At 54.3% G+C, this 18,417-nt stretch carries 19 protein-coding genes and 2 pseudogenes; 4 read left to right on the top strand and 17 right to left on the bottom strand.

Translation table 11 applies throughout. The features are described 5' to 3' along the window. Positions 1-18: 18 nt before the first annotated feature. Positions 19-303: pseudogene (locus BCF46_RS20005) on the top strand (DDE-type integrase/transposase/recombinase); the annotation flags it as partial. On the opposite strand, the pseudogene BCF46_RS20240 reads toward BCF46_RS20005, so the two are convergent. The 7 genes and pseudogenes from BCF46_RS20240 to gstA form a co-directional block, all read right to left on the bottom strand. Then, a pseudogene (locus BCF46_RS20240) lies at positions 283-596 on the bottom strand (ATPase, T2SS/T4P/T4SS family); the annotation flags it as partial. The pseudogenes BCF46_RS20005 and BCF46_RS20240 sit on opposite strands and share 21 nt — an antisense overlap. A gap of 77 nt (positions 597-673) precedes the next feature. Further along, positions 674-985, bottom strand: coding sequence for an NIPSNAP family protein (locus BCF46_RS17685; RefSeq protein ID WP_121027551.1), 312 nt, complete (start codon positions 983-985; stop codon positions 674-676). Positions 986-1,093: 108 nt separating this feature from the next. After that, complete coding sequence (locus BCF46_RS17690; protein WP_121027554.1) at positions 1,094-1,498, bottom strand: GFA family protein; 405 nt, start codon at positions 1,496-1,498, stop codon at positions 1,094-1,096. 4 nt (positions 1,499-1,502) lie between these two features. Beyond that, positions 1,503-2,480 carry an NAD(P)H-dependent flavin oxidoreductase gene (locus BCF46_RS17695; RefSeq protein ID WP_121027557.1) on the bottom strand — a complete coding sequence of 326 codons (978 nt, stop codon included), beginning with the start codon at positions 2,478-2,480 and terminating at the stop codon, positions 1,503-1,505. Positions 2,481-2,485: 5 nt separating this feature from the next. Then, positions 2,486-2,692 (bottom strand): tautomerase family protein, encoded by a 207-nt coding sequence (locus BCF46_RS17700; RefSeq protein WP_121027560.1) that lies wholly within the window; start codon positions 2,690-2,692, stop codon positions 2,486-2,488. 11 nt (positions 2,693-2,703) lie between these two features. After that, complete coding sequence (locus BCF46_RS17705; protein WP_121027563.1) at positions 2,704-3,078, bottom strand: nuclear transport factor 2 family protein; 375 nt, start codon at positions 3,076-3,078, stop codon at positions 2,704-2,706. Continuing rightward, the gene (gstA, locus tag BCF46_RS17710) at positions 3,075-3,698 is read right to left on the bottom strand and encodes a glutathione transferase GstA (protein ID WP_121027565.1); all 624 of its coding nucleotides are present in this window, start codon (positions 3,696-3,698) and stop codon (positions 3,075-3,077) included. Before gstA ends, BCF46_RS17705 begins: the two co-directional genes overlap by 4 nt. 190 nt (positions 3,699-3,888) lie before the next feature. Between gstA and BCF46_RS17715 the strand changes: the two genes are divergently transcribed. Continuing rightward, entirely contained in the window at positions 3,889-4,173 is a 285-nt protein-coding gene (locus tag BCF46_RS17715) for a winged helix-turn-helix transcriptional regulator (RefSeq protein WP_245990224.1), read from the top strand. Between the two features lie 23 nt (positions 4,174-4,196). On the opposite strand, the gene gloA is transcribed toward BCF46_RS17715, so the two are convergent. From gloA to BCF46_RS17730, 3 genes are all read right to left on the bottom strand, one after another. Next, the gene (gene gloA, locus BCF46_RS17720) at positions 4,197-4,625 is read right to left on the bottom strand and encodes a lactoylglutathione lyase (protein ID WP_121027571.1); all 429 of its coding nucleotides are present in this window, start codon (positions 4,623-4,625) and stop codon (positions 4,197-4,199) included. A 62-nt stretch (positions 4,626-4,687) separates the two neighbouring features. Beyond that, on the bottom strand, positions 4,688-5,158 hold the full coding sequence (locus BCF46_RS17725; protein WP_121027574.1) for a hypothetical protein: 471 nt from the start codon (positions 5,156-5,158) through the stop codon (positions 4,688-4,690). Positions 5,159-5,183: 25 nt separating this feature from the next. Then, the gene (locus BCF46_RS17730) at positions 5,184-5,975 is read right to left on the bottom strand and encodes a YdhR family protein (RefSeq protein ID WP_211332838.1); all 792 of its coding nucleotides are present in this window, start codon (positions 5,973-5,975) and stop codon (positions 5,184-5,186) included. A 160-nt stretch (positions 5,976-6,135) separates the two neighbouring features. Here BCF46_RS17730 and BCF46_RS17735 point away from each other — a divergent pair, with 160 nt between their 5' ends. Beyond that, positions 6,136-6,714 carry a TetR/AcrR family transcriptional regulator gene (locus BCF46_RS17735; protein WP_121027577.1) on the top strand — a complete coding sequence of 193 codons (579 nt, stop codon included), beginning with the start codon at positions 6,136-6,138 and terminating at the stop codon, positions 6,712-6,714. 695 nt (positions 6,715-7,409) lie between these two features. On the opposite strand, the gene BCF46_RS17740 is transcribed toward BCF46_RS17735, so the two are convergent. From BCF46_RS17740 to BCF46_RS17770, 7 genes are all read right to left on the bottom strand, one after another. Further along, positions 7,410-8,906 carry a mannitol dehydrogenase family protein gene (locus BCF46_RS17740; protein ID WP_121027580.1) on the bottom strand — a complete coding sequence of 499 codons (1,497 nt, stop codon included), beginning with the start codon at positions 8,904-8,906 and terminating at the stop codon, positions 7,410-7,412. Continuing rightward, on the bottom strand, positions 8,906-9,679 hold the full coding sequence (locus BCF46_RS17745) for an L-iditol 2-dehydrogenase (protein WP_121027583.1): 774 nt from the start codon (positions 9,677-9,679) through the stop codon (positions 8,906-8,908). The genes BCF46_RS17740 and BCF46_RS17745 overlap by 1 nt, the downstream gene beginning before the upstream one ends. Beyond that, a complete protein-coding gene (locus BCF46_RS17750) occupies positions 9,676-10,680 on the bottom strand; it encodes an ABC transporter ATP-binding protein (RefSeq protein WP_121027586.1) in 1,005 nt (334 codons plus the stop codon). Before BCF46_RS17750 ends, BCF46_RS17745 begins: the two co-directional genes overlap by 4 nt. A 12-nt stretch (positions 10,681-10,692) precedes the next feature. Next, positions 10,693-11,523: a carbohydrate ABC transporter permease gene (locus tag BCF46_RS17755; protein ID WP_121027589.1), complete on the bottom strand. Its 831-nt coding sequence runs from the start codon at positions 11,521-11,523 to the stop codon at positions 10,693-10,695. Positions 11,524-11,525: 2 nt separating this feature from the next. Beyond that, complete coding sequence (locus tag BCF46_RS17760; RefSeq protein ID WP_121027592.1) at positions 11,526-12,392, bottom strand: carbohydrate ABC transporter permease; 867 nt, start codon at positions 12,390-12,392, stop codon at positions 11,526-11,528. 126 nt (positions 12,393-12,518) lie between these two features. Beyond that, positions 12,519-13,832, bottom strand: a complete 1,314-nt coding sequence (locus BCF46_RS17765; RefSeq protein WP_121027595.1) for an ABC transporter substrate-binding protein — start codon at positions 13,830-13,832, stop codon at positions 12,519-12,521. Positions 13,833-13,926: 94 nt separating this feature from the next. Then, positions 13,927-14,952, bottom strand: coding sequence for a LacI family DNA-binding transcriptional regulator (locus tag BCF46_RS17770; RefSeq protein ID WP_121027598.1), 1,026 nt, complete (start codon positions 14,950-14,952; stop codon positions 13,927-13,929). Between the two features lie 1,065 nt (positions 14,953-16,017). Between BCF46_RS17770 and BCF46_RS20135 the strand changes: the two genes are divergently transcribed. Continuing rightward, a complete protein-coding gene (locus tag BCF46_RS20135; RefSeq protein WP_121027601.1) occupies positions 16,018-18,105 on the top strand; it encodes a calcium-binding protein in 2,088 nt (695 codons plus the stop codon). The last annotated feature ends 312 nt before the right edge of the window (positions 18,106-18,417 follow it).

Below are 18,417 nucleotides of genomic sequence, written 5' to 3' on the forward strand. Positions count from 1 at the left end.
ACAAGACGAGGAAGATATCTGATCACCAACCCAGCCTTCATCGTGATCAAAGCCGCCGGTGAGTTCAAAGACAAGACCACCGCCATCAACCAGCGGTCGCAGACGGACTTCGCTTACCTCAAGGTTTTGGGCTGGGGCTGGCTTTATCTCAGTACGACCCTGGGCGATTACAGCCGCTATATCACTTCGTGGAAACTCTGTACGAACATGAGGGCAGAGGATGCGGTGGGCACACTGTATCTGGCTTTGCACGCACCAGGCTGCGATCAGATCCACGTCGTTCGCAAGCCGCGCCTGCTCACATGCGCTTCCCGAGCAGCTCTTACACAGGCGTCGGTCAAAGCACTGAGACAGCACGCCGCGCAGTGTTGCGCCGAGCGATTGGGGTGGCACACTAAAATCAATCAGTCGCTCTATTGCGCAGAGCGCGTCATCCGTGTGAACTGTAGACAAAACCAATCGACCGAGAAGAGCCGCAGGCACAGCGATCTCTGGGTTTCTTCATCCCTGATCTCACCAATCAAGTCGACGTTTGGATCTTGGCGTAAGATCGCCTTCAACGCTCGTGCGAATGTCATTTCAATATCTGGCTGCATCGGAGGAACGTCAATGGATGGCTGGAAAGTTCCTGCTTCATGCGATTGATTGCGCAGAATTGGTGGATTGGATTGGCCTAATTTTTCATGTCCAATGGGCGTAAGAAGTGGCGATCGTAGCGCCGGATACACTCCTTATCCTCAGCATATTGGTAGGCAGTCTGACATTCGCTGTCTGTAAGGCTCTTTATGCGATAGGCCTCATAGTCAGCTAACGATGCGAACGAAAACAGGCAGACGGCCATATCGTTTGGGCTTTCATGGGGCAGATAATACCCATGATGCGTGCCGCCAAACTTCTCGACCAAGGGGATCCATGCGCGCGCGTATTCTTCGAACTCAGGAATTTTAGACGGGTTCAGTTCGTATTGGACATAGCAGGTTATCAACGGTTTTTCCTCTAAAGGAGTTTATCTAAGGGACTGTATTCATTGGTTATTGAGGGCTGTTCCTGTGGGCAGCTACTCGGGAAAACCCTATGGCGGAAGCAAATTGCCCTACGGTGGAAACCCCCGATGTGCAGCGACCTGGTCAAGGTTTGATGACCACGACGGTTGTTCAGCGACGAACATCCTGAACTTGTCAGCTACTTCTGGCTCTCCTTGCAGGCCTCCCGCAGGAACGATCATTTTTGTTCCGTCACCGTTGGACCATGGAACGCCGGAACCGCACACCCGGCAGAACGATTTGGAGATGTCCCGCCCTGGCATTTGGTATGTGACAACGTCGTCGCTGCCGGCCAGCCAGTTGAACGCCTCGGCCGCTATAAACAGATTTGATGCAAAGGCTGACCCTGTGATCTGTCGGCACTGATCGCAGCTACATAAGAACATCTTGTCGAACGCGTTGACGACCTCGAATGTTACCTTGCCGCACAGACAGCTTCCTTTGAGTTTTGGCATTCCTTCAATCCTCTTTGTCGGGTTCAACGAGTTGGCCGAGGCGCTGTAGAACTTCCTCGGCTTGCGAAATCATCTGATGAAGTGTGGCTTGCGCGGGTCCACGGTTCCCAATGAGATCCGCGGCTTCGCCAACGATCACGGCGGCAATGTCTGTATCACCCGCAGTCGTGGCGACGTTGAAGCGAGCCTGCTCTGCCGTAAGGTTTTGCTTTAGGCCAATCATGTCCCCACTCCAGCGCCGCGTGAAGGCATTTCGCATGGTGCGTATGTTCCAACCCGCTGGCCAATCGAGCCCACGAGCCAAGTCGAACACTGAACTGCGCTCGGTATCGTCACCTGTAGCTCGAACAGCGGCTTGTTTGGCATTTTCACTAGCTAGTGATTCATCGCTGGCAAAGAAGGTGGTTCCACACAATGCGCCCGAAGCGCCGAGCGCTAGGCCTGCTGCCAACCCACGTCCATCAGCAATGCCGCCGGCGGCGATGACAGGTATCCCTTGCGCTATATCGACAACTGCCGGGACAAAGGGCAGCGTTGCTCTGGCGCCGCCGTGTCCGCCTGCTTCAGTACCCTGCGCCACAATGGCATCCACGCCAGCCTCCACAGCTTCGCGGGCTTGGTCCAGTGTTTGCACCTGAACAATTAGCTTCGTGTTTCCGTGCCGAATTCGATGAAGAAACGGTTTGAAGTCTCCAAACGAGAGCATCAGCGCGGCAGGGTTTCGGGAGAGGGCAAGATCGAGTAAACTGGGCTCGCGCGCGAGCGACCAAGTGATAAAGCCGACCCCGATCCGTGCATCACCCGCGGCGTCTAATTCGCGCTTGAGCCAACCAGCGTCGCCATAGCCGCCGCCAATCAGGCCCAAACCGCCGCCCCTGCTTACTGCCGCAGCAAGCGCGCCGCCGCTGACACCTGCCATTGGTGCCAATAAAACGGGATGTTCAATGTTGAACAGATCACAAAGAGATGTGCGTATTGGCATTCAGCTCAACCCGCCGCTTCGCGTCTGTACTGTTCGACCGGCAGGCCACCGATGCCCCAATCCTCAAGCGCAACTTCGTCGATGACAACAAAAGTTGTTGCAGGGTTCTTGCCGAGTACGCGCACCAGCAAGTCGGTAACGCCGCTAATCAGCTCGCTTTTCTGATTGGGGGTGACGCCTTCTTGCGTCACCTTGATGTTTACATACGGCATATCGGTTCCTTTCAGACTTCGCGTTCTGTGATGTGGAAAATCTTGGCCATGATCCGCCATGCGTTATCAGTGCGCACAAGGGTCAGAAAGTCGACAAAATCCTTCTGGCCGATGGAGCACCGCACGCGCGCAAAGGCAGTGTTTTCACCCGCAAATTCAATCGACTCGATCACATCTCGCCGGGGCTCATTGCGCGACTCCGGAGACACGCGCTTGACCACCACAGGAAAGTATTCATCCATTGTGCGATAAAGCAGTGGCACCTCATCTGCCGTTGCATAGATCGCTTTTGGATGAAAGACGGTGGCCAGCCTGTCGGCGTCTGCGTGATAGAGACCATCGAAATAGGTCCCTAACACGCCGGATACTGCGGCGAACTCGGTCATGCCGCCTGCTCCATCAGACCCTCCGAAACCATCGCTTTGATCGAGGAAGGACGCGCCGCAATACGTGCCACGTAAGCTTGGGTTTTCGGATGTGCGTCAAGGCTAACCCCGACAAATCCAGCCCAATTGAGCACCACGAATGCGTAGGCATCTGCGACAGTGAACGTGTCGCCGAGCAGAAAGGCACGACCGTCTGCGAGACATTGCTCAACATGCGTGGCGCGGCGGTGGACACCAGCCTCGACTCTCTGCCTTTGTTCGTCATTCAGCTCCTTTCCCGAAAAGAACGGACTGAAAGATTTGTGTAGCTCAGACGAGACGAAATTGAGGGCTTCCTGAAGCCGGACGCGCGCCAACGTGCCGTTCGGCGGTGCAAGGCCCGCATCAGGGGATTGATCGGCCAGATATTGCAGCACGGCTGGGTTTTCAGTGATGATCTCACCTTCGTCGGTGATCAGAGCGGGAACATAGCCGTTCGGGCTGATTTCAAGGAAATTATCGCCAGCCTCGGTTTTGTTTGCTCCGGTGTCTGTCTTGTCGAGGTCAAACGAGACGCCAAGTTCGTTCAGGATGATGTGCGATGCCAGTGAGCACGCACCCGGTTTGTAATGAAGTTTCATCTGTATTTGCTCCGGTTGGTTGGGTTGATGGATAAGAGATGACGTACAGACTTACCGTTGACAACTAGGTTTCCACTAGTTACCAAATTATCCAGTTACCCTCTGGAAACCTGGTTACCCGTAAATGCCGCTTAAAGTCCGTAAAAACAAAAGCCCCAGCCCGCCGCCGCCCTGCATGTTGAGCCATTGCATGGCTGTGATCTCGGGCGCATGGGCAGCAAATGTGATTTGGTCGCTACGTGCGGGGCCTCGCCGCTTCAACGAATTACGAACTGACATCCCTCCAATTTCGGCCAAGGTGCTGTCTGCACGGTTGAGTGAATTGGAGCAGCGCGGTGTGCTATCGCGAAACGTTCAACCCACCTCGCCACCCTCTGTTGAATATGCCCTGACGGATCTGGGCGGCGAACTTGTGCCAGCACTCGAGGCAATCGTAGAAGTTGGCCACCGATTAAAGATGCGCGACGACGGATGAAGCCTTCCCTCGCGACGTAACATCTACGACGCTTGGATCAGTTCAATCCGGTAGCCGTCCGGATCCTTGACAAACGCGATGATCTCACGCTCACCGGTTTCATCTGACGCCATCTTCATTGGACCGGGTGCCCTGACAATTTCGACGCCCTGTTTGGACAGGTCAGTGCACACTTGGTGGATGTCATGCACCTCCAGCGCAATATGTCCGTACCCGGTCCCGTGGAAGTAGCTGTTGTCGCCCCAATTATTGGTCAGCTCAATCAGCGCGTCACTGTCGGGATAGCCGACAAAAACCAGCGTAAATTCCGCGTCTGTGAACGTCTCGCGACGCACTTCCCGCATGCCCAAAGCATCACAATAGAAGCGCAGCGACCGGTCAAGGTCTTGGACACGGATCATGGTATATAGAATAGCGTGTGGGGTCTTAGTGGCGTTTAGGTTGGTATTCATGTTTGCGCACCTGAAGAAATCATGGACTGGGGGCAGACCGTATCCGCCCCCAGATGGAAACTTTAACGGCAGATTTCGCCTTGGTAGCGGACCAGCCCGACAAGGTTGTCGTTGTCACGCAAATCGACAAGACCATAGCTGTTGAACTGCCCAGAGTAGCCTTTCATCGTGCCGCGTGTGACGTCGGGTTGAATGTCGTAGGTGATCTCGATCATAAAGCGACCCGGCTTGCCTGGCACCGCAGTCAAAACTCCCAAGTCCTTGGTTTGGAAGGCGCCCCCGTCGTCGCGACCAAAATAATGCTCCATGTCCATTTCAAGGCCCGTTTCGGTCTCGCGGGTGGCGGTGATCTTTCCGGCGGCATTCTGAACGGCACCTGTCAAAGCGGCCGAGATGATCGTCGGCTGGCCGTCGCCTTCGCCAAAGAAGTTGGGGATCGCCACGCCGCCCATTTCAAAGCAATCAGCCGCCATCGCTGCTGTTGATGACATCGCAAGGGCCATAATGGCACCAGAGAGAGAATTCAGTTTCATAGTATTTCCGTTCATTTTTGGGGAGTTACAGATAGTAGGGAGAATTGAGGTCGCGGCTCGCGTCCTCGGTGACACGCGCATCAAACACCCGCGTATAGAAGGCAGCGTTCATCGCTGCTGTGGTTTTCGGGAAGGCATTGATGGCAAAGTCCAATGCGTTTTCGACTGTGTCGAATGCGTCTAGCCCGCCTAGCGTGTGGGTGTTGTGCCCGCTAAGCCAGACTTTGGATAGCAGCCCCTTTTGCGTGCGCAAAACCGGATTGCGGTCGCGCCAAGGTGCCTTTTCAAACGGCACTGAAACCTGCACTTCGGTGTAGACAAATGCGCCCGGCTCGGACGTGACGTGCCCGCCGAAATGGGGGGCATCCATGGCTGCACTGGCCTCTGCGGTTGCCTGATTGTCAAAGACGCGGGTGGTTTGGGCCACGCCAAAATCACGGGCCAGTGCCGGGAAGAAATCGGTGCAATACAGCAAGGAATCTTCGACGCTGGCAAAACCATAAAGCCCGCCAACCGAGTTGTTGCCCAGCCCCGACAACCACGTTTTGTCGATAAACCCCGGTTGGGCGGCGATGGCAGCATTTAGCTTTTGCCAAGGGACGTTGTTGAACGGTAGGGAGGCTTGCAATTCGGTGTAAACAAAGGCGTTGGCACGCATGGTTTGATGTTCCTTTTGGTTGGTCTGTGCAGTTGAGCGAGCGGCGAGGGCCGAAAACCCCAGTGCCGCAACGGGAATTGCGGCCATCCCTGTGGCAACTTTGCGCCGTGAAAGCGGTACAGCATTCCCGGGCGCGTGCCGGGGCACACGTGAGGCCATGTCGTCATCTCCTTAAGATTTGCACCACCTACCTTGGTGGTTGTCTTGGGGTGGAAGTCGAAATATAACGACCTCTATATATTGCTAACTCGACTGGCATTTTGCGTCAATCGAAAAATATAACGATCGATATATTTAGTTACAGAGGCTTGAATTGATTATGAAAAAATCCGAAGCGACCAAAGCCAAACTGCTTGAATCATCGGGGCGAGCGTTCCGAAGGGAGGGCTATGCCGGGATCGGGGTCGACTCCATTGCGAAAGACGCCGGGGTTACATCGGGTGCCTTCTATTCTCATCTAAAGTCCAAGAACGAAGCATTTTGCGCGGCTCTCGTCGCGGGTCTGGAAGAGGTCCTTGCCGCATTGCCTGCCTACCGCGAAGCCCACGGCGACCAATGGCCCGCAGCTTTTGCGGATTACTATCTTGGCCAAGATCATCGGCTTGATCTTGAAGGCGGTTGTGCAATGACCAGCCTGACGCCCGAAGTCGTCAGGGCAGAGGCCGAAGTGCAAACCGAATATGCTGCAATGATGGGCCGTATCGTCAAAGAGATCGCAATACATTTACCGCAAACCGCCGCGGCAGATCAACAAGAAGGCCGAGCATGGGCCTTTCTTTCAACGCTCATTGGCGGACTGACACTGGCCCGAGCCGTGGGAGCGGGCTCTGCAGCCAGCGAGATCGAACGCGCAAGCAAAGCAGCGGCACTTGAGATAATCGGCTTTTCTGCGGCATAGCTTCAACCAATTGCATCGTTTTGGTTTGGAAAAGTGAGCGTGTGAACATCAACATGTAATTTATGCAATTGCTTTTCGCCATGAACAAGTCGAGGTCCAACTTTGCCTTTGTACCGGCAACAAGACAGATCGCTCCTTGGGGGGCGATAATCCGGCACATCAATTCCCAATATGGAATGTTGTCGTTGCAGTTGAGGATATCGGGAATGTCAGCTTAGCCAAGTTCCTTTAACTGCGCTTTGATGACCCAGTTCAGATCCTCTTCGGAAACCTTGACGATGTCGGCAGCAGTGATCTTCCTGCCAGCAGCAACCAATAGCGATCTGCGTCTTGAATAAAGCGGGGGCGGTTTTGGGATCGAGCATCACCGCGCAGGTGCGACCCTGACTTTCCTGCAGCCACGCATACGCATCAGCACCCGGCCCACAGGCGAGACTAATACCTCCGAAGGACAACACCGTTACGTTGCTCTACAAGGAGGGCATGTCTGCAGGCGTCCCAGTGCTATCACGGTGTTAAAACGGCTCCGCCCGCATGCGCTACGCCCCCCCTCGCCCGGAAACGGTAGGCTCTGGGATCATGTCTACTAAGGCTGCTCCACAACATAGGATCATCTCTTTTTGCCTTTCGATGGCACGGCAGTTCCGTGGCTTTTATCGACGTGCTACGCCGCAATCTTTGAGAAAAGCGCAGTTTCATTCCGCCAGATAGGCGTCGATGGTCACTTCCGTTCCCTCCGCCCAGATCATCTGTAGCCACTTGCAAAAGGCGTTGGCAAAGCGGGGTTCCTTGGCCAGATCGCCGTAATACTGGCTTTGTAGGAGCCAGACCACGGGATTGGTCTGCGCTAATTTGGCGGTCCTTTGCAGATCATCCCAGAAAGGGTCATTGGGTTCAATCTGTGTCCCATCTTCGCGCGTGCCTTCACACATGCGGGCCCATGCAGCCGAGACCAGCGCAAGGCCGTCGATCGGCGTACCAGCGGATATTCCATCGCGAATGGAGGGGATCACAAAGCCAGGATGGCGCGAAGACCCATCGAAGGCCACCCGACGTGTCGTGTCAACGATATGCGGGTTTGAGAACCGCTGCGCAATCAAATCTACATATGCGTTTGGGGTCATGCCGGGGACAGCTTTTACAAACGGTGCAATCTCTTCGCGCGCAAGCTTGGTAAACAGTGTCGCAACGCTTTCATTGGCCATACAGTCGGCGATTGTTGCCATCGACTGCAGCTCCCCGATGCCAGAGATAACCTGATGCCCGCCATTAAGAATGCGAATTTTCATGGCCTCAAAGTCGTGCACCTTGTCGGTCAGGGTCGCGCCGACCAGATCCCACGCGGGCCTGCCTGCGCAGAAATCATCCTCGATCACCCATTGGCGAAATTTCTCATGCGTCACGGGAACAGCGTCATCTATGCCAATGGCGCGTACGAGTTCGCGTTCTTTCGGTCCTGTCGCTGGCACGATGCAATCGACCATCGAATTGGGGAAGGTGCAGTTTGTATCAATCCATTCGGCCAGGTCCGGGTCGGACATCCGCGCCAATGAAACCACGGTTTGCCGCAGCATATTGCCGTTCCCTTGCAGATTGTCGCAACTCAGGCCGGTAAAAGGCCCGGTCCCGCTGTCGCGTCTGAGACGCAATGCTGCGACCATCGCGCCGAACGCTGTTTTCGGGCTTGTGGGATGCGCAGCATCAAAGGCCATATCGGGGTGTGTTCTGTCAAATTCTTTGGTGACAGGTGCGATGTAATAGCCACCTTCCGTCACAGTCAGCGCCACGATCCTGACCTCGGCCAGCGCCATCTGCGCGATAAGCGGCGCGTTGTCCTGCTGGACCGGGATATAGTCAGTCATTGCGCCGACAACTTCGGCATTGAATCCCTCTGGCGACAATTCGATCAGCGTGGTCATGTAGTCTTGGGCCATCAGTTTCAGGCGCTGTTCTTCATCATTCGGTCTGACGCCCGCACCCATAATGGCCCAATCCTGTGCCAGCCCCTGCTGCATCAGCCGGTGGAGATACCATGCCTGATGTGCACGGTGAAAGTTGCCCAGACCAATGTGAACGATGCCAGGGGTCAGTGCTGACCGATCATATGACGGGATCGAAACCCCAGCGGGCAAATTACCCAACGATGTATTGCACAGCTTGATCGTTGGCGGGATATGATTTGGCACTTTCATCAATTCATCCAGTTCCCACCATCAACATTGTAGGTCTGGGCCACAATGTAGGAGGCATCATCGCTGGCCAGAAAAATCGCCATTCCAGTCAAGTCTTCCGCAGTGCCCATCCGTCCAAATGGCACGGCCTCACCAACTTCTTGCTTTTTCTGGCCGGGAGCCTTGCCCTCGTATTCGGCAAAAAGAGCATCGACACCATCCCAATGCTTGCCATTCACCACACCAGGGGAAATGGCGTTCACATTAATTCCGTGTTGGATCAGGTTCAATCCCGCCGATTGGGTCAGGCTGATCACCGCAGCCTTGCTTGCGCAGTACACCGCCACAAGGGGTTCACCACGCCGCCCCGCCTGAGAGGCCATGTTGATAATGCGGCCTTTGATACCGCGATCAATCATATGGCGTGCAACGGCTTGCAGTGTAAACAGTGTACCGGAGACATTGATGTCAAAAACGCGTGCGTATTGTTGTCGGGTGATCTGTTCTATCGGTGCGGCTGTGAAAATCGCGGCGTTGTTGATCAGAATATCAATCTGTCCGAAGGCATCCACAGTGGTTGCAACGCCTGCGTCAATGCTGGACTGATCCGTCACATCCATATGCACGGCTATGGCGGCATCACCGGTCTCGGCTGCCGCAGCCAAAACGCGGCCCTCATCTATATCCGCCAACGCGACACGCGCGCCCTCAGCCATGTAAGCCTTGGCAAAGGCCAGCCCGATGCCTTGGGCTGCACCTGTGATCAAAGCGGTTTTACCAGCAAGCCGGTTCATACGATCCGCAATCCTTCCGCGTCGAAACGATGCATTTCGCTGGCGCGTGGCGTCAGATGGATCGTGTCGCCGTGTTTCAGGCTGACGTCGCCAATCGCGCGTACAGTCAAGATTTTCGCCACACCCGTGTTGTGGATGTGAAAGAATGTATCTGATCCAAGATGCTCTGCCACGCCGACAGTGCCCTGCCATTGCCCACCGCTTTCAACGACATCGATGTGTTCCGGGCGAAAACCAATCGTGTGGGCATCGTGTTTGGCGGCTTCATCCCCAGTGAGCAGGTTCATTTTCGGAGATCCGATAAAGCCCGCCACAAAGGTGTTTCGCGGCGCGCGGTATAATTCCAAAGGAGAGCCCACCTGTTCGATCACACCGGCCTGAAGCACAACGATCTTGTCAGCCATAGTCATCGCCTCGACCTGATCATGGGTCACATAGACCATGGTCGTGCCAAGCTTTGCATGAAGCTCGGAGATTTCCATCCGCATGCCAACACGCAACGCTGCATCTAGGTTTGAGAGCGGCTCGTCAAACAAAAACGCCGACGGCTCGCGGACAATCGCACGGCCTATGGCGACGCGTTGACGCTGACCGCCCGACAACTGGCCGGGGCGGCGGTCAATGTAATCCGCGAGATTCAAAACGTCTGCGGCGGCGTTCACCCGTTTGTCGATTTCGGCGTTGTCCATCTTTGCCATTTTCAACGGAAAGGCGATGTTATTGCGCACCGACATATGTGGGTAAAGTGCGTAGGATTGAAACACCATGGCCAGACCGCGCTTCGCGGGCACCAGATCTGTGGCGTCGATTCCATCGATCTCGATATGGCCCGACGTGATGTCCTCAAGCCCTGCGATCAAACGCAGGAGCGTTGATTTACCGCAACCGGAGGGGCCGACGAAGACGGTGAATTCGCCGTCGTGGATGGTCAAATCAAGAGGCGGAATGACTTGTACGTCGCCAAAGCTTTTGGTGACCTGTTTGAGTTCGATTTGTCCCATAAGTCAGGTTCCTTATTTCACCGCGCCAAACGTCAGGCCACGGACAAGTTGTTTCTGGCTAAACCAGCCAAGGATGAGGATTGGTGCGATTGCCATGGTTGAAGCTGCGCTCAGTTTGGCAAAAAACAGACCTTCAGGGCTGGAATAGCTGGCAATAAAGGCTGTCAGGGGCGCTGCATTTACGGCTGTCAAATTCAGCGTCCAGAAGGCTTCGTTCCAAGCCAGAATGAAATTCAGCAGGAGCGTTGATGCGATCCCGGGGATAGCCATCGGGGTGAGGATGTAGAGCAGTTCTTCCTTTAAAGTCGCACCGTCCATGCGCGCGGCTTCTAGGATTTCAACCGGAATTTCGCGAAAGTAGGTATAAAGCATCCAAACAATGATCGGCAGGTTGATCAGCATCAGGATTACAACCAAAGCGACGCGATTGTCCAAAATTCCCAGCTGAATACACAGAAGATAGATCGGGTAGAGCACACCGACCGCAGGCAACATCTTGGTGGACAACATCCAAAGCAGAACGTCCTTGGTCCGCTTGGAGGGCACAAAAGCCATCGACCACGCTGCAGGAATGGCGATGATCAGACCGAGGATGGTCGAGCCGCCCGCGATAATGATCGAGTTCCACAAAAACCGCCCATAGTTTGACCGCTCCATCACGGTCCTGTAGTTTTCCAGCGTCCAATCGAAGCCTAGAAAAATAGGTGGGCTGGCAATTGCTTGCCCCTCTGTCTTGAACGACGTCAGTATGGTCCACAAGATCGGGAAGAAGATCAGCAATCCAATGGCCCAAGCGGCGGTGGTGTTGATCAGTTTGCGACGGGGGGAAACAGAACGTGCCATGATCAATGATCCAAATTCTTGCCGACGATCCGCATGAGGAAGATCGCGACGATGTTTGCGAGGATGATGGCGTAGACGCCACCGGCGGACCCGAGGCCGATATTCTGGCTTTCCAATACGCGCTGGAAGATCAGGTAGGACAACGTCCGTGTGCCGAATGCACCGCCTGTGGTCACAAAAATCTCTGCAAAGATTGCGAGCAGGAAGATCGTTTGGATTAGGATCACGATGGTAATGGCGCGACTGAGATGCGGCAGGACGATGTAGAAAAAGCGTTTGGCAAAAGGTGCGCCATCCATTTCAGCGGCTTCAAGCTGCTCACTGTCAAGCGATTGGAACGCGGTCAAAAGGATCAGCGTTGCAAATGGCAACCACTGCCAGCTGACAATCATGATCAAGGATGGCATCGCTGCGTCAGACAGCCAACTGACAGGTTCGGCTCCAAAGAGCCGCCACAAATGAGCAAAAAGGCCGTTCACAGGGTCCATGAACATGTTTTTCCAAACCAGCGCGGATACGGTCGGCATGACAAAGAACGGGGCGATCACAAGGATACGCACGATGCCTTGTCCCCACATCGGCTGATCCAGCAACATCGCAAGGAGGATGCCCAGAACCACAGTGATAATCAATACACCGACAACAATGATCAAGGTGGTCTGCACCGCTGGCCAAAAAGAACTTGAGGTCACAAACCGCACATAGTTGTCAAAACCGGTCCAACCTTTATCGCCACCACGCAGGGGCAAATACGTTCTGAACGAGAACCATAGTGTCATGATCAGTGGGACCAGCATCCAGCCCAAGAGCAGGATCACAGCCGGGGCCATCATTAGTCGAGCTGCGGATCGGGAAGCCTTGGTCGCCATGGAAGACATCTCCTTCGTGGACAGTTTGCTGAAACTCAGCCTGTCAGTAGATGACAAAGTGCAAAAGGGGGCCAATTGGAGCCCAAGGGGCGGACAGGCCGCCCCTTGGGATCACAAAGTAGCGGCTTATTGGTAACCAGCCGCTTCCATTGCTTCGTTGGTGATTGCCTGAGCTTTCTCAAGCGCCTCTTCGATGGTCTGCTGACCTGCATAAGCGGCTGAGAACTCTTGGCTCACTTCGGTTGCGATGCCCGCAAACTCTGGAATTGCCGCAAACTGAATGCCGACGTATGGGCTTGGCTCCACGGTGGAATTGTTCGGATCAGCCGACAAGATCGAGTCCAGCGTCATTTTTGCAAATGGAACCGCTTGATACTTTGGGTTCTCATACAAAGATGTCCGCGCACCCGGAGGAACGTTTGCCCAACCTTCGTTGGCCGCAACCATTTCGATGTAGCCGGTACCGGTTGCCCACTCGATGAATTGCTTGGCTTCCGCTTCCTTTTGAGTGCCGGCAGGGATCGCAAGCGCCCATGCCCAAAGCCAGTTTGAGCGCTTGCCCAGACCAGTGTCGGGTGCCAGCGCGAACGCAACAGAGTCCGCAACTGTAGAATCGTCACCAGTGACGAAGGATGCGGCAACAGTCGCGTCGATCCACATGCCGCACTTGCCTTGGTTGAACAGCGATAGGTTTTCGTTGAACCCGTTTGTTGCGTAGCCGGCAGGACCGGACGCATCCATCATGCCCTTGTAGAAGTTCAGCGTATTTGCCCACTGCTCGGTATCAAACTGCGCCTGCCAGTTTTCGTCAAACCAACGCGCGCCGAAAGAGTTGGACATGGCTGTGATAAATGCACCTCCTTCGCCCCACCCAGCCTTGCCGCGCAGGCATATGCCGTTGATCTCGTTATCACGGTCTGTCATTGCAGCCGCCGCTTGGGCGATGAAGTCCCATGTTGGCGCGTCTGGCATCTCGAGGCCGGCAGCTTCCATCAAGTCAGTGCGATACATGACCATCGAAGACTCGCCATAGAATGGAGCCGCATAAAGTGTGCCGTCGTGGGACAGGCCACCCGCCATGGCAGGCAGGATGTCACCTACATTATATTCTTCGGACAGATCGTCCAGTGGGACCAGCCAACCGTTTGCGCCCCAGATCGGGGTTTCGTACATGCCGATTGTCATGATGTCGAACTGACCACCTTTTGTGGTGATGTCCGTCGTAACGCGGCTACGCAGTGTGTTCTCTTCGAGCGTCACCCACTCAACGGCGATGCCGGTTTCTTTGGTGAATTGATCGGTGTAGCCCTGCATACGAACCATGTCACCGTTGTTCACGGTTGCGATGGTGATCGTGGCAGAATGACTGTCTGCAAACGCGCCGCTGGCTGTAATCAGCGAAAGCGCAGTCGCAGCACAAAGTGTCCTCTTAAAAGACATCCTGAATCCTCCCTGGTTGGATGTGATGTTCCAACGCTAGTCGGAATTGCAACACGGCGTCAACAAGTATTTTACGCGCGTAAAGTTTAGCCAGTTATGCGGAGTCGCGTAAGATTAGCTTTCCTTCCAATCGCGTGCTTTTCCAAGGCGATACCTGCCCACCAATGGCCGCAAACAGGGCCTCAGCGGCGGTCTGCGATACCGCATTATAGGCGTGTGAAATTGTCGTGAGCGGCGGGCAGGTGTAGCGTGAATGCGGGTGTCCGTCCTGCCCGGCAACTCGAATCGCACAATCCTCGCACCGTCCAACGCGAATGTTTTTTTCAAAACAGGCAGTTAGTAAGCCAATGGCTAATCGATCATTGCTACACAGGATCGTATTGGTCGAAAACCGACCCTGTTCCAGCGCCTCGTGGCCGCCCAAGCGCCCGATCTCCTCAAAGCCCCAACCTTCTCCATCAACTGAAATGACGTGCGGTGTATAACCGAATGTTTCCATCGCATTGAGATAACTCTGGCGTCGGCGATGCGCGTTTGGGTTTGCAGGCGTTTTCATCTCAAAAAAACAGGGGGGTTCACCGGTGCGGCACAGATAATCGGTGATATGAGCGGTGAATTGGAAGTTGTCCGACCCTACAAAGGCCAACCCGATCTCGTCCACGCTGCTGTCAAAAATGATCGTTGGCACGTCGTCGCAGAACTTCTTCAATGCGGCGCGATCCGATGCCCGACCTAAAGGGGCCAGCAATACGCCCGCGGGCTTAAGGGACCGCAAGGTGTCCATCACCTCGACCTCCAACGCCGGGTCTCCGTGAGAACTGAACAGAGTCGGGCGATACCCGGCGGCCAAGCAGTGTTGTTCAAGGTTTCGTGCGATCTCGGCAAAATAGGGATCTGACAGCAGCGGCACAACGACGCCTACGTTCTTGGTCAACTTCCGGTTCTGGTTCATTGCGTAGATGTTAGGGCGGTATTCGAGTCGCTCCAAAGCGGCCTCAATCTTGTTGCGGGTGCTGGACCTGACACTGTTGGGATTGTTAAAGTACTTGGATATCGTCGGGCGAGAGATGCCGCTAAGGCTGGCAAATTCTTCCATGTTTCTGATCTTGCTGCCGGTCATGGCCGTTCACTCCACCGCATATTTGCGTCAATTTTATTTTACTTTTTGCGTACCATTTCTTGGCGCGCGCAAAAAATCAACATTACATTGTAAGTTTGGCACTTCTTTGGGCTAAGAGCCAATTTCATGTATCAACGTCAGCGGTCCGCAAAACGTCTTCAAAGGCATTTCGACCAGCGGCCGGATCGAGCGGACTGGTCTCAGCAGTATGGTCGCTTCTGTTCGATAGCGCGTCCCGTTTACAATGCTTTGTGTTTTGGGCTGGTGGCGGAAAGTCAGGCGCGAGGCATGATTTGCGCTCCAAACAGCTTTCAAAAACCATGCATCAGCTACCCCCAAAAATAACAGAACGGCAGGCTGACGAATGGTAGCCTCGCCAATTCAGCACATCAACGGTCTGATGTAGATGCGTTGGGCTGGCTTGAACCCAAATTGCTCCAGCACGTTGCTAGTCGCTTCGATCAATCTGACTGCTAGCTATTCGATAGTGTCACGTCTAAATACCCACATTATACAACGGGCTGCAGTGTAGTTCTGGGTCTAGAGGTCGCGAAAGGTTCTTGTGTCAGCAAAACTGTAATCGTGAACGATCGATGCACCTAGCGCCGAGAAGCGACCATTTCAGCGGCTGCCGTACCGCGACCAGTCACAGCCGATACAATGCCTCGAGGTACTAATCCGCCAAAGGGACAGTTGCACTATTCTGATCGTCGCGAAGGTTTGATCGACACCAGCCACCGGATGTGGCGCCATTGGTCATCGACGGCACAGAGCTTGCCAACGGCGCAGACTTGCGCCTCCTAAACGACAGCGCGGCCGGAAACCTGTTACTTCGGCATCAATGGAAATCATGCAGCCGAGGGATAGCTGTTCACCACCTTTACAACGGGTTTGTTGATTGACGAGACCAATTTCTTGGCCATCTAACAAAATCGGCGTGGGGCTTACGGCCTCCCATGTCGGCCGTCAGTTGAATCGCAAAGCTTCTGCGGCTTTACTGTTTTGTACATACGGGCCTATTACCGCTGACCTATAATTTCTCAACGGCCCATAGGATTATTAACGATGATCGCTCACTTTGTGCTCGCGGGCCAATCTAACATTGACCAGTGGTTTCATGTAGATGACGGATCTGCACTCGAATCGTTTAAAGAAACCTTCCTCGCTCTCAATCCTCAATACACCGATGTTCAGTTTTTTGACGCCGCCCGTGGCGGGTCGGCCCTCTTAAGCGGATCGGCATTGCAATATGCGGGTGTCAGAGCTCCTGACGATGCCGACCTGTTTGAGCGTATCAGTCAGAACTATTGGTACGACGAGACCACAGGCGTGGCGGGTCCAAATTTATCGCTCTTTCTGGGCAGAATTGAAACCGCTGTCGCGACGGGTATTGAGTTTCTGGGTATTATTTGGGCTCAAGGCGAAGCGGACACAACTTACGTGGGTGAACATGGGGGCGGCAAATACACTGAAGCACTTGGTTTTGTTCTCGGTCAACTTGCCGATGCGAGCAATACGCCTGACGTCTACATTCAGGCACTAGGGGACCGGGCGTTTTATTCAGAAAGGTTGCATGGAGGCGCTGAGGCAATACGGGACGCTCAGCAACTCGTAGCGGACTCGTCTGACGCAATAGCGCTGGCCACAACAATTTTCGATTTGGAGTTACGAGACAGCGTCCATTTAACAGTCGCTGCTTACGAGGCTGCAGCAGTTAGAATGGCCATCGCCATTTCTACGGGAGAGACATCGCCCGCAGTCGGTGAAGCCATCCTTGTCGACCACAACACCATTCTGGTTCAGCTGCAATTGGCCCCAGATCAACGGTGTTCAGGGGATTTTGATCTTGGCGGTTTCTCAATCGTCGAGAATGGCGTGGAAATCGAGATCACCTTGGCCACTATGACCTCTTCAGGATTGCTCAGGGTCCAGACGCTAACCGAGCTTTCCAGCCCGAACATTTCGTATGGGGCGGTGGAGAACAGCGTCAATATGCAGATTGATGATTTCATCTACGTTACCGGCCCGAATGGCTCCGTCCCGATCTTTCCATTTAACCTGACAGTCGCCCAACCAAGCCTTGAAACAACAGAAATAGGCGGTCGCCTTCATATCGAGGGTGATGATTTGAATAATCAGGTCATTGGTTTGTCTGGCGACGACTACCTCTATGGCAATGATGGGGACGACGTTTTGATCGGAGGCTGGGGCCGAGACCGGCTCTATGGTGGCTCGGGGGCGGACACGTTTGTACTCAGCACTGATACCAGCACCGACATCGTATATGACTTCGACATCGCAGAGGATGCAATTGGGCTGCTAGGTTACTCGCAGGCCAACGTCACGTTTCGCCCTTATGGCGACAATGACTTGGATATCAGAACGCCAGACGGGCAACGTATCGTCCTCAGAAATGTCAGCTACGAGTCCGCCGACGATATACAAATCCATATGCTGGGCAATGAAGGCTCGAATGACTTGATCGGCTCTGCAGGAGAAGACCAAATATTCGCCTTCGGCGGAGATGATTGGATCGATAGCGGTGCTGGCGATGACCTGATAACTGTCGGGGTTGGCGCTGATACGATATCATTTGGCACAGGCTCCAACACGAACACAGTTTATGATTTCAACGTTGAAGAAGACACCATATTGTTGGTCGATCTGTTTGTGACGTCTCTGACCGTGGAGCAGTCCCAAGCTGGTGATCTGGAGTTGCGATCGCCCGACGGTGATCTTCTGGTGCTAAACGGCGTTTCGCTGACAGATTTCGCCTTAGTGAATATCGTAGATCAGCAACCAGAGGTCGGTATCCTAACGGGCACCGACGGCAATGACGTGCTCCGAGGATCTGCGGTCAATGACCTGGTAAGCGGCCTTGGTGGAACGGATAGGCTATATGGTGAGGGCGGCGATGACGTTTTTGTCTTTGGCGCAGGCTCAGGCCTGAACGTGATCTATGATTTTGCTCAAGGGCAGGACAAGATTCTCATTGAAGATCAGGGTTTCGATAGCCTCACAATCATCTCATACAATACCACCGATGCCGAAATCCGCCTCGCTTCCGGCGAAAGATTGGTGCTGCGGAATATCGATCACGATACTGTGGATGCCGATGATTTCGTGTTTTCAGTGCCGGATGAATTCATCTAGAGGCTCGCTGATATGGGCCGCCTGAGATAGACCGCAGCCGCCTCGTCGTGTGAAAAAGTCAAAGCTGGCGCAAAGCCGCCGATCTCCGCCCGCAGCAATCCCACTCTTGGAGCAACAGCACATTGTTACTCACGGCCCATTGTTGCCTTTCGCGGCATGTGCACCAACGCCCGCTTCGCAAACAATAGGGTGCCTTGGACAAGCCGTCCCTGCGCTTCATTCGAAAACCAAAAATAGTTTTGAACCGAAGTTTAGCCCGGCGCGACTAATGGGTATCTCGCTGGCATCGGGGCGCTGATGCAAAGCCCTGAC

The sequence above is a fragment of the Litoreibacter meonggei genome (genome assembly GCF_003663885.1).
Taxonomy (GTDB): Bacteria; Pseudomonadota; Alphaproteobacteria; order Rhodobacterales; family Rhodobacteraceae; genus Litoreibacter; species Litoreibacter meonggei.

Bases quoted from the DNA above. Each gene is read 5' to 3' on its own strand.
- BCF46_RS17695 (WP_121027557.1), bottom strand. From the start codon at position 2,480: ATGCCAATACGCACATCTCTTTGTGATCTGTTCAACATTGAACATCCC.
- BCF46_RS17760 (WP_121027592.1), bottom strand. From the start codon at position 12,392: ATGGCGACCAAGGCTTCCCGATCCGCAGCTCGACTAATGATGGCCCCG.
- BCF46_RS17755 (WP_121027589.1), bottom strand. From the start codon at position 11,523: ATGGCACGTTCTGTTTCCCCCCGTCGCAAACTGATCAACACCACCGCC.
- BCF46_RS17765 (WP_121027595.1), bottom strand. From the start codon at position 13,832: ATGTCTTTTAAGAGGACACTTTGTGCTGCGACTGCGCTTTCGCTGATT.
- BCF46_RS17725 (WP_121027574.1), bottom strand. From the start codon at position 5,158: ATGAAACTGAATTCTCTCTCTGGTGCCATTATGGCCCTTGCGATGTCA.
- gloA (WP_121027571.1), bottom strand. From the start codon at position 4,625: ATGAATACCAACCTAAACGCCACTAAGACCCCACACGCTATTCTATAT.
- BCF46_RS17690 (WP_121027554.1), bottom strand. From the start codon at position 1,498: ATGCCAAAACTCAAAGGAAGCTGTCTGTGCGGCAAGGTAACATTCGAG.
- BCF46_RS17735 (WP_121027577.1), top strand. From the start codon at position 6,136: ATGAAAAAATCCGAAGCGACCAAAGCCAAACTGCTTGAATCATCGGGG.
- BCF46_RS17745 (WP_121027583.1), bottom strand. From the start codon at position 9,679: ATGAACCGGCTTGCTGGTAAAACCGCTTTGATCACAGGTGCAGCCCAA.
- BCF46_RS17705 (WP_121027563.1), bottom strand. From the start codon at position 3,078: ATGACCGAGTTCGCCGCAGTATCCGGCGTGTTAGGGACCTATTTCGAT.
- BCF46_RS17730 (WP_211332838.1), bottom strand. From the start codon at position 5,975: ATGGCCTCACGTGTGCCCCGGCACGCGCCCGGGAATGCTGTACCGCTT.
- BCF46_RS20135 (WP_121027601.1), top strand. From the start codon at position 16,018: ATGATCGCTCACTTTGTGCTCGCGGGCCAATCTAACATTGACCAGTGG.
- BCF46_RS17715 (WP_245990224.1), top strand. From the start codon at position 3,889: ATGGCTGTGATCTCGGGCGCATGGGCAGCAAATGTGATTTGGTCGCTA.
- BCF46_RS17740 (WP_121027580.1), bottom strand. From the start codon at position 8,906: ATGAAAGTGCCAAATCATATCCCGCCAACGATCAAGCTGTGCAATACA.
- BCF46_RS17750 (WP_121027586.1), bottom strand. From the start codon at position 10,680: ATGGGACAAATCGAACTCAAACAGGTCACCAAAAGCTTTGGCGACGTA.
- BCF46_RS17770 (WP_121027598.1), bottom strand. From the start codon at position 14,952: ATGACCGGCAGCAAGATCAGAAACATGGAAGAATTTGCCAGCCTTAGC.
- gstA (WP_121027565.1), bottom strand. From the start codon at position 3,698: ATGAAACTTCATTACAAACCGGGTGCGTGCTCACTGGCATCGCACATC.
- BCF46_RS17700 (WP_121027560.1), bottom strand. From the start codon at position 2,692: ATGCCGTATGTAAACATCAAGGTGACGCAAGAAGGCGTCACCCCCAAT.